This window comes from Enterococcus sp. AZ095b, from assembly GCF_051714725.1.
Lineage (GTDB): Bacteria > Bacillota > Bacilli > Lactobacillales > Enterococcaceae > Enterococcus_B > Enterococcus_B pernyi.
On record NZ_JBIOSL010000001.1, the window covers coordinates 2,705,354 to 2,718,761 of the forward strand.

The 13,408-nt window shown below is 39.8% G+C and carries 11 protein-coding genes; 4 read left to right on the top strand and 7 right to left on the bottom strand.

The genetic code is table 11. From position 1 onward, the window contains the following. Positions 1-162 precede the first annotated feature (162 nt). Together IGJ99_RS12930 and IGJ99_RS12935 are read right to left on the bottom strand one after the other, a co-directional pair. Positions 163-504: a YlbF family regulator gene (locus IGJ99_RS12930; RefSeq protein WP_010734167.1), complete on the bottom strand. Its 342-nt coding sequence runs from the start codon at positions 502-504 to the stop codon at positions 163-165. A 67-nt stretch (positions 505-571) separates the two neighbouring features. Then, on the bottom strand, positions 572-2,746 hold the full coding sequence (locus IGJ99_RS12935; RefSeq protein WP_023520466.1) for a PBP1A family penicillin-binding protein: 2,175 nt from the start codon (positions 2,744-2,746) through the stop codon (positions 572-574). 209 nt (positions 2,747-2,955) lie between these two features. Here IGJ99_RS12935 and IGJ99_RS12940 point away from each other — a divergent pair, with 209 nt between their 5' ends. Both IGJ99_RS12940 and IGJ99_RS12945 read left to right on the top strand, forming a co-directional pair. Further along, positions 2,956-3,810, top strand: a complete 855-nt coding sequence (locus tag IGJ99_RS12940) for an RluA family pseudouridine synthase (protein ID WP_023520467.1) — start codon at positions 2,956-2,958, stop codon at positions 3,808-3,810. 164 nt (positions 3,811-3,974) lie between these two features. Then, on the top strand, positions 3,975-4,436 hold the full coding sequence (locus IGJ99_RS12945; protein ID WP_023520468.1) for a GyrI-like domain-containing protein: 462 nt from the start codon (positions 3,975-3,977) through the stop codon (positions 4,434-4,436). Between the two features lie 42 nt (positions 4,437-4,478). Here the strand turns inward: IGJ99_RS12945 and IGJ99_RS12950 are convergent, their stop codons facing one another. The 5 genes from IGJ99_RS12950 to IGJ99_RS12970 all read right to left on the bottom strand — a co-directional run bounded on the left by IGJ99_RS12950 (position 4,479) and on the right by IGJ99_RS12970 (position 10,019). Beyond that, complete coding sequence (locus IGJ99_RS12950) at positions 4,479-4,748, bottom strand: type II toxin-antitoxin system RelE family toxin (protein ID WP_438770926.1); 270 nt, start codon at positions 4,746-4,748, stop codon at positions 4,479-4,481. Next, the gene (relB, locus tag IGJ99_RS12955; RefSeq protein ID WP_010734162.1) at positions 4,738-4,971 is read right to left on the bottom strand and encodes a type II toxin-antitoxin system RelB family antitoxin; all 234 of its coding nucleotides are present in this window, start codon (positions 4,969-4,971) and stop codon (positions 4,738-4,740) included. The genes IGJ99_RS12950 and relB overlap by 11 nt, the downstream gene beginning before the upstream one ends. 186 nt (positions 4,972-5,157) lie before the next feature. After that, a complete protein-coding gene (locus IGJ99_RS12960) occupies positions 5,158-6,030 on the bottom strand; it encodes an ROK family protein (protein ID WP_023520469.1) in 873 nt (290 codons plus the stop codon). 3 nt (positions 6,031-6,033) lie between these two features. Beyond that, positions 6,034-8,715: an alpha-mannosidase gene (locus IGJ99_RS12965; RefSeq protein WP_438770877.1), complete on the bottom strand. Its 2,682-nt coding sequence runs from the start codon at positions 8,713-8,715 to the stop codon at positions 6,034-6,036. Positions 8,716-8,729: 14 nt separating this feature from the next. Continuing rightward, complete coding sequence (locus tag IGJ99_RS12970; protein WP_438770878.1) at positions 8,730-10,019, bottom strand: glycoside hydrolase family 125 protein; 1,290 nt, start codon at positions 10,017-10,019, stop codon at positions 8,730-8,732. A 150-nt stretch (positions 10,020-10,169) separates the two neighbouring features. On the opposite strand from IGJ99_RS12970, the gene IGJ99_RS12975 reads away from it, so the two are divergent. Both IGJ99_RS12975 and IGJ99_RS12980 read left to right on the top strand, forming a co-directional pair. Further along, complete coding sequence (locus tag IGJ99_RS12975) at positions 10,170-11,237, top strand: GntR family transcriptional regulator (RefSeq protein ID WP_010734158.1); 1,068 nt, start codon at positions 10,170-10,172, stop codon at positions 11,235-11,237. Beyond that, positions 11,218-13,371: a GH92 family glycosyl hydrolase gene (locus tag IGJ99_RS12980; RefSeq protein WP_409173638.1), complete on the top strand. Its 2,154-nt coding sequence runs from the start codon at positions 11,218-11,220 to the stop codon at positions 13,369-13,371. The genes IGJ99_RS12975 and IGJ99_RS12980 overlap by 20 nt, the downstream gene beginning before the upstream one ends. The last annotated feature ends 37 nt before the right edge of the window (positions 13,372-13,408 follow it).

A 13,408-nucleotide genomic window follows, 5' to 3' on the forward strand; every position in this document is an offset into this window, starting at 1 on the left:
CCTCTCGTTTGTTTATCGGTGCCTTTCTGCAACTTAATGATAACAAAGGATGATCCTTGCCTGTCCATCACTTTTTCTTCTGAAAGAAAAAATTGTTTTTCATAAAAAAACTGGCATGAAATCCTTTAGAGATTTCATGCCAGAAAGTTATTTTGTTGGTGACTATTCGCTGTACAAGTCGCGTACTGGTGTCATGATGATACGGTTTAAATCGTTGATGATCGTGCTGAACCCTTGTTCTTTTTGCATCAAGTCATTGATGACTTCTTCTGTTTGGATTTTCATTGCCATTTCTTGCGCTCTGGCAGCATCTTCATCGCTGAATTCTTGTCCGCTCATTTGTTTTTCTTGTAATTCGATCTGCATCGCTTGGAAATCTTTGAACAGTTGGTGTGCTTCTTCATTCGCTTTTACTTTTGCATAAGCTTCTTCTAGCTCTTTGAATTCTTTTAGTTCACGAATCTCACGTTCGATTTGATTTGCACTATCATAAATATTTGACATACGACGGCCTCTTTTCTTCTATTTAATAAACTCTATTGTAACATGAGGTGATTTGTTTTCAAAGTGCCTACTCTCCTTGGAATCGACGCCATAGATCTCGTGTTGCATCACCGATACCTTGTACGCCTTCTCTCAGCATATCGCCAAAATTCCTTAGGCCATCTTTTGCTTGTTCGCCATAACGATCTAAATTGTCTTGCCAGTTCCCCTGATTCTCTTCATTGGTTTGTGAATTATCTGGTACTTGATCTGCTGGGACGACTTGACCGCCGGTAGCATAGGCATCCGCAACATTGAATCTTGTTTGCTCGGTGTAAGGCAAGATGCCTTCTGCTGCTGATTTGAAGACTTTCCCCACCACATTGCCACTTGTACCTTCTAAATAGTGAAGTTCACTCGTTTCTTCAAATCCCAACCAAGTAGATATGACTACATCTGGTGTATATCCAACGATCCATTGGTCATTCGCTTTTGTAGCATCAAAATTCGTTTCTGTCGTTCCTGTTTTCCCTGCCACCGTATAACCATATGGATTCGCTGCAACACCCGTTCCATTAGAGAACGTACCTAGTAACATGCTGGTCATTTGATTCGCCGTTTCTTCGGAAATGACCTGCTTTGGTTTACTATTGGTATTATCAACGATGACTGCTCCAGTAGAGTCAACGATCTTGGTGATCAAATGCGGTGTATACATCTTCCCATTATTGGCAAATGAACCATAAGCCCCCGCCATAGTCATAGGAGATACCCCATTTTTCAAACCACCTAACGCTAACCCATAATACTTGTCTGAATCAGCTAAAGGTAAGCCAAATTCTTTTGTCTTATCAAAGCCTTTTTGAAGACCGATCTCATGAAGTAGCCACACAGCTGGTAAATTCAAGCTTTGAGCAACTGCTTGATACATCGGTACTTCCCCTTGATAGGTCCCATCAAAGTTGTGTGCATCATAATAAGATTGTGGTTTATCTTCAAGAATACTTGACGGTGTATAGCCAGCTTCTAACGCAGGTGCAAACACACTGAGTGGTTTGATTGATGAACCAGGTGAGCGTTTCATCTGCGTTGCAAAGTTGAATCCTCTAAAGACATGTTCCCCACGTCGACCAACGAGCGCTGCAACCCCTCCTGTTTTCGGATCTAGTGCAACTGAACCTGATTGGACCATGGCACCATCTGTCGCATTTGGAGGGAATAACGCATCATTTTGATAAGTCGCTTCTAGTTGTTGCTGATAATTCTGATTCAATGACGTATAGATTTTATAGCCTTTGTTCATGACATCTGCTTCATCTAAGCCATATTCACTAACAGCTTCATCAATCACTGCATCAAAATAATAAGGATAACGATAACCAGACTCCGAACCAGTATACGTATCATTCAAATAGTGTGTGATGTCCGTCTGAGACTCAGCAGTTGCTTGTTCTTCACTGATTTTACCATTGTCTGCCATCACGCTTAACACCGTATTTTTCCGATTATTGGCATTTTCTGGATGATCGATTGGGTTGTAGATACCAGGACCCTTCAACATCCCCGCTAACGTAGCAGCTTCAGACAGCGTGACATTGTTAGCATCCACTCCAAAATAGCGTCTTGATGCATCTTGTACACCCCAAACCCCATTACCAAAATAGGCATTGTTCAGATACATCGTTAAAATTTCTTCTTTGCTGTACTTCTTCTCGATCTCAATCGCTAGAAAAAGTTCTTTCGCTTTTCTGTCAAACGTTTGATCTAGTGTAAGATACGCATTTTTGGCTAACTGTTGGGTAATGGTACTTCCGCCACCCCCGCCTGTACCACCAGATGTGATCATCCTTACTGCTGCTCTGGCAATCCCTTTGATATCAAAACCAGGATGTTGATAAAAATTCCGGTCTTCGGTCGAGATAACGGCATCTTGGATCAGTGGAGAAATCGCATCTAACTCCACATAAGACCCTTTTTGTGCATACAACGTCCCCGCCTCTTCGTTGTTTTTATCATAAATCACGGTCGACTGACTCAAACCAGATTTCAGTGTTTCAACATTCGCTTGTTTTGCTAATACAAATAGATAAATACTCGTGATCAATACGAAGATCAGTCCGATCAGTAAAATCAACTTGTTGATATGATATTTTTTCCAAATGCGCTTACGCCATCGATGGAATTGTCCGAGGTAAGGCTTAATCCATCGCCAAAAACTGATGAGCGCAGTTTTTATTCTTCTTAACATGCTCTGAAAATCCATTCACTTCTTCTCCTGTCTATTGATCTCATTCTTCTCATTTTAACATAACTAATTATGCGTGACGTCCTGCTTGAGATGTAGGTGTACGCTTTGTTTATTCACAATGTGGATAGTTTAGCATATGAAGTGAAGGAATTTTTCCATTTTTTTCTTAAATATCTGTTAAAAATGTTACAATGAATCTGAATTTCAATGAAAGGTGTGAGCATGTGGACATCACAATCACGTTACCTGAATCTCATCCAACCATGACGATTCGAGAATTATTAGAAAATGAGTGGCTTGTACCAAGAAAAGTCCGACATTTTTTACGTATACGTAAAAACGTCTTATTGAATCGCGAACCTGTTTTATTCCATCACGAAGCAAAAGCTGGAGATCAAATCACTTTGCACTTTGAGGAAACTGACTATAGTTACCAAGAGATCCAATTGGGGGAAGCAACAAAAGTCAGCGTGTTGTATGAGGATGAGCACTTGATCATCGTCAACAAACCAGTCGGTATCAAAACGCATCCGAATGAACCAACAGAAACGAATACGTTATTGAATCATCTGGCTGCTTACTTAAATCAAAAAAAGCAACGTCCATATGTCGTTCATCGATTAGACAAGGAAACGAGTGGAGCTGTTCTATTTGCTAAAAATCCTTTTATTTTACCTATTTTAGGTAGAATGTTGGAACAGAAAAAAATCTACCGCCGTTATCAAGCCGTTGTTTGGGGTAAACTTTCTCAAGATGTAACAATTACAGACAAAATCGGCAGAGATCGTCATGATCGTCGCAAACGAGTGGTTGATCCAAGAAATGGGCAACCAGCCATCACACATGTCCAAGTCGCCGAATTTTCGGCAGATAAAACAAAGGTCTATTGTGTCTTGGATACAGGACGAACCCACCAAATCCGTGTACATTTAGCAAATCAAGGCCACCCCATTGTTGGTGACCCGCTCTATCAAACGAAGTCAGCGAAACGTTTGATGCTCCATGCGTTAGAACTCCATATGCCCCATCCATTTACACAAGAAAAAATCATTGCACAAGCATTGCCGGGACTATGGTAAACACTTGAAAATAGTCATAAACAAAAAACTGAGAATTGGGAACTTAATACGAGCCCAATTCTCAGTTTTTTTCTGTTTCTATCAAAAATATGAATTGAAAGTAAGCGCATACATGCTAGACTTACATTAGTATGTATATAAAAAATATCAAGGAGATCATTCATATGAATATTGAAATAACTAACCTTTCGTCACAAATTGCTGTAGCAACCAAAGCGACTGCTGTTACTATGGAGAACATGACCGTTGCAATAGATACTGGCTATGAAAAATTGATGAACGCTGTTGCTGAACAAGGTGCCCAACTGATTGGCGCCCCCTACTGCGCTTATCTGAATAGCAACGAAGACTTTACCATCTTTGACATTGAGTTAGGGATTCCTATCAATACAGCTATTTCTGCAAGTGATGAGGTGTATATGAGTCAAACGTATGGTGGAAAAGCCGTTATCGCCACACATCAAGGTTCTTACGCCACACTTGAGGCAACATACGAGGCAATGCTGGTTTATCTCCAAGAAAATCATTTGGAAAGTACAGGCGTTTATTATGATTACTATCTAAGTAATCCGCTTGATACACCGGAAAACCAATTATTGACACAAGTTGTTTTTCCAATCAATTAAGTTCGGATTCATGTTGCTCCAAACCAGTCTCATTTGCAACAATTATTTCTTGTACATAATGCTTCTATGACCAATAGAAAATAGTTTAATTATAATTTCAGAGTCAATTATATTTGTTAGTATGCGATAATTCCCAATGCGGTACCGCCACTCACCACCTTGATTTCCAGTCAATCCTTTACCGTGTTGTCGAGGGGTGCTGGTTCCTTCCAAATTTTTTCTAATCCAAGCAACGATTATTCTTGCCTGATTTCGATCCATCTTTCTTAACTGTTTCTGCGCTTGAGGCATATAGATAACTTTATACTTCAGCTAAGAACTTCTCCATGCCAGACTGAGAAATTCCCTTCTCTTTTTTCTTTTTAGAAAGTGCCATTGCATCTTTTAATAATTTTAAATCAATCTCATCTTCGATTTTATCAAGTACTGACGTCCTGTAAAGTTCCTTTAATGATGAGTTATGTACTTTAGCATATTCTGCTACTAGTTTGTTTTCATCATCTGGAATTCTAAAGGTAATTGTGGATTGCCCCATAATCTACCCCTCCGCTCTAATTTGTAACAACATCGTAATAAAAAATACATTCTTTTGTCAATACAACTTTAGTACGTAATATATAGAATAAAAAAGAACGGCTACCAATAATGACAGTCGTTCTCTATACCTATTTTTATTCAAGTTTCCATCTAAAAATTAAAAGTCGCTATTTTCTTCTTAGATTTATGCAAATTCATTTCCTTCTCGATGTGCCTTTTCCGCCAATAATAAACTGCCGATGATCCCACTTTCATTTGGCATGCCCCATTGAACAATATACTCCTCTACTGGCGGCGTTTCCATGTAACCAGCCATCAATGTCATAAATTGTTCTCTCACTTTTTGTAGTAAGTGTGCTTGATTCATGACACCACCACCTAAAATGATTTTTTCTGGCGCTAATGTCAATGTATAATTGACTAATGCTTGTGCAAGATAATATGCTTGGATATCCCAGACAGGATGATCCTCAGGTAAATTTTGTCCCTTGATTCCTGTACGTGCTTCGATCGATGGTCCAGCCGCTAATCCTTCTAAACAGTCTTTATGGAAAGGACAAGTTCCTTCGTAGTCGTCTTCTGGATGACGTTTGACCATGATGTGCCCCATTTCCGGATGCGCACTTCCAGAAAGAATATCGCTATTCAACACAACACCGCCACCAATACCTGTGCCGACAGTCAAGTAGATGCAACTGTTTTTCCCTTGCGCCGCCCCTTTTAACAATTCACCATATGCCGCAGCATTGACGTCGGTTGTCCATGCCAAAGGAACGTCGTATCGTTGTTTGATGCTTCCTAAGAAATCAAAATCTCGCCATCCTTGTTTAGGCGTAGCTAAGACATAGCCATAGCGATCATTCGTTGGATCAATACCGATTGGACCAAAGGAACCGATTCCAATTGCTTCTAATTCAAAGCGATCAAAGAAATCAAACACTAACGCCAATGTTTCCTCCGGTAAAGTTGTCGGTACACTGATTTTTTCAATGATTTCTCCCTGATCTGATACTGCACAAATAAATTTTGTTCCACCTGCTTCTATTCCACCATACATCAATTATTCCTCCTCAAAGCCGACTGTCCGAATCTCATAAGGCTGGAGCATTTCGTCAATCGTCTCTTGACATTCTTCTTCAAGGAGATTCAACCGTTTGCCTTTTTTGCCATTTTTCGTCAAATGCAACGATTCTAAATGACTAGACATATTGAATCCTCTCGCTACTAGTTTATCATTAAGTTTGCTTCGTTTCAAAGCAGTAATTGCAAACGTTTCCCCTTCAATTGATAAATATTGGTTTTTCGGTGATAGTTTGCCTACTTGATTGGACAATTGCTTTGTCGAAAATGGAATTTGAGCTGCATAAGCATGCTTGTAGGTGGCGAATTTATCTTCTCCTGTATGGACCTCTAAACTGTAATCGAATTGGTGAACACCTAAACACTGTGCTTCCGGTGTTGGGAAATAACCCCAGTCGCCCATCTCACCGACGCAACGCAGTAATGTCACCGCAATGGTTTTTCCATCCAAGATTTCATATTCATTCAAACCAAAATTACCAATCGTTATCCCTTGGGTTGCATCGCCTAATTGGACAAAGGCATGTTGATGCTGGGGATTGGTCGGGTTCTCCCAACTTGCAGAGACTTGGTTTGGACGAGCTACAACTTCAAAAATACTATCTGCTTCGTGTTGTTCCACATGTAACTTCGTTGGGAATAAGACACGTAAGCGATGATCTTTCATCTGATTGTCGATGGTTGTTGTAAAATCGATCTTTTTGCTCTCTGCACGCAACGTAATCAGTGTTGTGATTGTCAGTGGCTTTGTTTCTTTTGAGCGTTGGGCTTGCCTAAAGCGGAACTCTCGTACCATTTGTTGCTCTTTTTCTAACCGATCATCTGCAGAAATAGGGATGTCAATGGTTTGAGTTAGTTTGATTTGAGCGATTTTAGATGTATCCTTGATGATCTCAACAGTACTTCTCGGTTGGTCTTTTGAAAGAATCGCTTGTTCATTCTCTGGTTGCTTGAAGATATATTCGTTACCGATGTCACCGACGTCTTCAAATGTCAATAACTCTTCAAATTCTTGCCCGCTCGTTTTATCCAATAAGGTCAATGTCCCATTTTGCTCAATGGATACATGCACGAATTGATTTTCAATACAGCGTCCTGCTTGAGTAATCATCGACTCTTGTTTTTCATCCGTTGCTCCTTCAACTAAAGCGAATGTTTCCCATGAAAATGCAGGCATTTCATCAATTGGTAGCTCAATCGTGACATATCTTGCCATATATGGCACTCTAAAGCGATCTTTCGGTAAATCATAGCCAAATGATACAACTTCTTCAGAAACCAAAGCTGGGATCTGTTTTTTTTCAGACGTTTCAACATGGTAGTATTTCTTAGGTTGTTCCGCCAATTCTTGATATAGCTCCTCTGGAATACCTTCTGCAAATCGTTTTCGTTCCAACTCTAAAGTGATTACGGCTGACCCTGTTTTGGGCATTCCTGCTGTATTGAAAATAACAAAAGGATAGCTTTGCTTCGAAAATCCACTGGTATCAATAGCTGTTGCCAGTTGATCCAATGCTTCTTGTGCTAAAAATCTCCCCACTTCATTGGCTTTTTCAAAACGCGGAATCATTTCTCGATGAACGGAGTCAACTGAGCATCCGCAAATGCTATCATGAGGATGATTTTGCATCAGTGTTTTCCAAGCGTAATCTAATTGATCGTGCGGATACCTTCCTGTCACTTCATATGCCATCGTTGCTAAAGGTTCTGTGACATTTTCAAGTTGACGTTGTACTTTTGTGTTCCACTGTTTGAGGTAAACTCTCGCAGAAGCTGTATTGGCTAACGTATACCAGCCATCGGTTTCTTGACTCGTCAATTCTCCTTCAACTGAGCCAAGATCCTGAGGAAGATCCTGTTGTACCGTTTCTAGATAATCAGTAAAATTGGAATGAATGAATTCATAGTCAGGATACAATTCATTGGCTAATCGAATTGCCTTTGATATATCTTTTTGTACAGGTTGATGATCCACTCCATTCATCATCAATAAATGGTTGGTTGACGCATATTGCTCGGCATCTGCTAACTTCTGATCCCAAAAACGAATCGCAGCTTCTTTCTCAGCTGGAATCTCATTCCCGTTACTGTACCAGTTGGCAAACAATAACCCAAAGATCTCCGTTTGATCAGGGCCTTTCCACCACATCTCAGAATATTGTGACGAATAGTTCTCAGCTTCTAGTACTTGATTATCAAAGCCTATCGGTTTCACCCCACGACCAAACGCAGCAGCTTCTAGTCCTACTTGCTTCATCATTTGTGGCGTTTGTCCCATATTGCCAAAAGTATCAGGGAAATAACCTAGCATGACCGGCGTTCCCCATTTGCGACTTTCTTCCATACCGATCAACGTATTCCGAACATTTGACTCTGAGCTAATTAAAAAATCATCCTGTAAAATATAAAATGGTCCAATCCGTAATTTTCCTACATCGATGGCTTGTTGGATTGCTTCTCTTTTTTCAGGACGTACTTGTAGATAGTCATCTAAAATAATGGTCTGTCCATCTAAATGAAAGCTGTTGAAGTCTGGATCGGTTTCAAACAGCTCCAACAAATCATCCATTAACTCCACTAATCGCATGTGATGTTGCTCATATGCCATGTACCACTCACGATCCCAATGGCTATGAGAAATGATATACACTTTTTTCTTCATATCTATTCTCCTCCTTATTTTTCCACTCGGATATCAAAGTAATCCATGACTAATTCACAAAACATCATGTTTGCCCAAGAAAACCATTCTCTTGTGTATTTTTGCGGATTGTTCACATCAAAACCTTCATGCATCAAGTGTGTCCCTGCATCGGTCGCTACTAGTAAATCAAGGATTCGTTCTTTTTCTTGTTTGTCTTCTGTCGTCATTCCTTCCATCGCTAGGGCGATTGGCCAAATATAATTCTCGGGCGTATGCGAAGAACCAATTCCTTTTGCATACTTCCCTTCATAAAAGTAAGGGTTCTCTTTACTTAACAAAGTGTTTCGCGTATTTATATAGTGTTCATCTGTACTGGAGCAATAACCCAAATAAGGTGCTGAAATCAAATTAGGCACATTGCTATCGTCCATTAATGAGGCATTCCCTAAGCCGTCTACTTCATACGCATAAATCGTTTCACCTTGTTGATTTTCGATTTTTCCATAGGTGGCAATCCCCTCTTGGATGGCTGTTTTTAAGTCGTTTGCTTTTGTAACGATTTCTTGGTCTTCAAGAATTGAGGTGAAAATCTCTTCCACATATCCTAGAATAACTACAGCAAACATATTGGATGGGACAAGATAGCCATATTGACAGGCATCATCGCTCGGACGAAATCCTGACCAAGACATACCCGTGGGCGCAATCGCCGATCCACGTCCCTCGTTGACTAACGTATCTTCTTTTCTTGTGGTGTCTCTTGTAAAGGTGTAAGGCGATTGTCGATGGTCTTGTTCTACTTGAAAAACTTCTAAGATTTTTTGAATCCCCTCAATAAATGAGTGGTCAAATTGATCTGTACGTCCGGTATTCTTGTAAAGTAAATAAGCTAGTTGAACAGGGTAGCATAAAGAATCGATTTCATATTTTCTTTCCCAGATCCAATCGTTCATTTGAGTGTGATCGGTTTGATGCCCTGCGCCATTTGCTTGTTCATTGAACGCATTTGCATATGGATCGATCGTGATATAGTAAAATTGCTTTTTGACTAACCCACTGATCATGTCAGCTAAATCTTCATCCTCTTTCGCAATTACTAAATAAGGACGAACCTGCGCGGTGGAATCACGTAACCACATTGCAGGGATATCTCCTGTGAGTAGAAAAGTTGTCCCATCCTCTTGCCGTTTGACTGTGGTCAACAACGTATTCGCAAAAGCCGAAGAAAAATTCTTAGCCCAATCTGCATGCTCTTCTCCACATTTTTGTATGATGTCATCCATAAATTGCTTCACTGAATTAGGTATATTCTTATAAGCCATATTATATAAACTCCCTTTTATTTGATATGTCATTATGAATTATACCTGCTCGTACTATAAATGTCTACGCTTTCAATGAACTTTTTTCTATTTACTTTTTCAAGTATTATGCTATGATTTAATTATGATATATCATTAAGAGGTGTAATTATGGAGCAACCATTATATAAAACAATATTTTTAGCGCTAGAAAAAGCAATACATGATGGAACTTTACCTGTCGACAGTCAAGTTCCCACTGAAAAAGAACTATCCCAACAATACAATGTTAGTCGGATCACGTCCAAACGGGCATTGACAGAATTAGAACAACTAGGATTGATTTATCGTGTACGCGGAAAAGGAAGTTTTGTTAAAGCTCCCAAAAAAGGTGTTCCTTCACGTAGTCTCTCTACTCATAAAAGAATCTTATTTCTTTTGCCTTACTTGTCTGATTTATCCGTGGGTGACTTTACTCAGGGCTTGAATCCAATCATGCAAGAACATCAATTCGAGGTCATGATGACGACTTTAGATTTTTTAGAAACAAAGACAGCCAATGATTTGATGCAAGAATTTGATGGCTTGATTTATTATGCTTTTGAAATAGATCAACATCTTGACTTGCTTTTTGAGCTTTCCTTAAAAGACTTTCCAGTACTCATGCTAGATAAAAAAATATATGAGTTACCTTTTCCAACTGTCTTATCGGATAACTTTCAAGGTGGTTCTTTAGCAACCAATCAATTGATTGAACAAGGTCACAAAAAAATCGCTTATCTTTTTGGTGATTTATCCCATCCACAATCCGTGAGACAACGCTATCTCGGTTATCTTGAAGCACTGAATAAAGCAGAGTTATCGTTCCATACTGCATTAAATGATCCAATGGCGACCACTAATGAATTAGCTAACTATATTCATACACATAACGTTACAGCATTTGTTTGTGAGAATGACTTAGTTGCAATTCAAGCAATGACTACGTTAAAACAATTGGGTTACACCATTCCCAATGATTTTTCCGTCATCGGGTTCGATGATATCCAAGCTGCTGCTTTGGTTGATCCGCCTTTAACAACGATTGCCCAAGATTTTCTCCAATTAGGCGAATTGGCGGGCAAAGCGATGATCCAGTGGTTACAAACAAAAGAAAAACCGGCTGACATCAAACATCCTGTTACTTTGATCCAACGACTATCGACAAAGGAGTATACACATGGACATTCAACAAATTGATACACGTCATGGCACTGCGAATCAAGCCAACTTTTCTAATGGGAATTGCCTGCCTTATACAGGCGTTCCTTTTGGTATGAACTATTTTGCCCCACAGACAAATGAACAAAGAGGTAGTTGGTGGTTTCACCCCGATGACCGGATTTTCCAAGGTTATCGTTTGACTCATCAACCTAGTCCTTGGATGGGGGATTTCAGCCACTTTTTGATGACTCCGTTCAGTGGAGTATTACAAGAACCCACGGTGTTCCATGCCCAAAGTTCGTATCGCCCAGAAGAATGTACTTTTTGTCCCACCCACCTTTCCATTGACCAATTGCGTTACGGTATTCAATCGACATTGATCCCTAGTATGTATGGTGGCATCCTTTCCATCACTTACCAACAAAATGATAGCGGTTTATTACTAGCGTTTCCTGGCCGTTTCCGTCTTACTGCAAAAGATGCCTACACACTAGAAGGCCAAGTCACTCATTTTGCGGGCGCAGAAGATCCGAATTTCACTTTTTATTTTGTTTTGGGCTTCGAACAGCCTCTGACAACTAGTGAACTCGAGTATTCTAGCGAACAAGCAGACACCGTAGCTCTTTATTTTGGTCATATCAAGCAACAGACGATTCGGCTAGGGACGTCATTCATTAGTAATGAACAAGCTCACCACAATTTGAAACAAGAGCAAGAAAAACAAGAAAAAGACTATCTTTTAGACAGTCAGGAGCAATGGCAAAACTACTTTGATCGAATCAAAATCAACCATCATGATCAAAAACAAATGCAAACGTTCTATCACAATTTATATCGGACATTCCTATTCCCACAAACTTTTTACGAAATTGATCCAGAAGGAAAAAAAATCCATTATGATACCACTAGTTGTACAGTAAAAAATGGGATTCTTTATACAAATAATGGGTTTTGGGATACGTACAAAACGGTTTACCCACTCTTTTCATTGATTGCGGTCGAAAAATATGAAGAGATGTTGGAAGGTTTTTTAAACAGTTATCGAGAAAATGGCTTCTTACCTAAATGGCTTTCTCCAGATGAACGAGGTCTCATGCCTGGAACATTGATCGATGCAGTGATCGCTGATGCTGCCATCAAAGGTATCGGCAGTCAGAATATGCCGGAATTTTTAGAAGCCATGAAAAAAGGAGCGACAGTTCAAAGTGATCAACAAAATTATGGTCGCCAAGGGACAATCGATTATTTAAAGTATGGCTACGTGCCAAACCATTACCATGAATCGATCAATCACACACTTGATTATGCCTACAGTGATTTTTGTATCAGTCAAGTTGCTCAAACACTAGCTGATGTTGAAACAACTCATCACTATCAGCAACAATCCATGAACTATCGCAATGTTTTTGATACAGAAACTGGTTTTATGCGTTCAAAAGACTGCTCAGGAAAATTCCGTCCTGATTTCTCCTCTATCTCTTGGGGCACAGATTACGCAGAAGGAAGTGCATGGCAAAGCAGTTTTGCTGTTTTCCATGACTTTGCAGGTCTGATCGAAGCGCATGGTGGAAAACAAGCTTTTGAGAACAAATTAGTTGAATTATGTAATCAACCGCCTAAGTTTGAAGTCGGTGGTTATGGGTTTGAAATCCATGAAATGAGTGAGATGGCAGCAACTGAATTTGGACAATTAGCCATCTCTAATCAACCAAGTTTTCACTACCCTTATCTTTTCCATTACCTTGGGAAACCCGAAATGGCACAACCTTTGATCAAACAGTTGCTTACGCAACTTTTCGATGCATCACCTACTGGCTATCCTGGCGACGAGGATAATGGCAGTATGGCCGCTTGGTATATCTTTAACAGTTTAGGTTTTTACCCAGTTACACCTGGAACCGGTGAGTATGTCATTGGTATCCCACTGTTTGATCAAGTGATCTTAACACTTTCAAACGGCAATCAATTGACTATCCATGCTACGCCTAACCAGCCCCAACAACAGTTTATTCACCATGTAAGTCGAGATGGCTACACTTATGAAAAGCTATATTTTACTCATAAAGATTTACTAAACGGTGGCACGATCAACTACCATTTAGGCATTGTTCCTCATACTAAAACTTATTCAGAGGATAGTTTGCCTTATTCTTTAAGTCGCCAAGAATAATATCAGTGGTTCAGCTAGAAAAGAAGCGTGGTTAAGG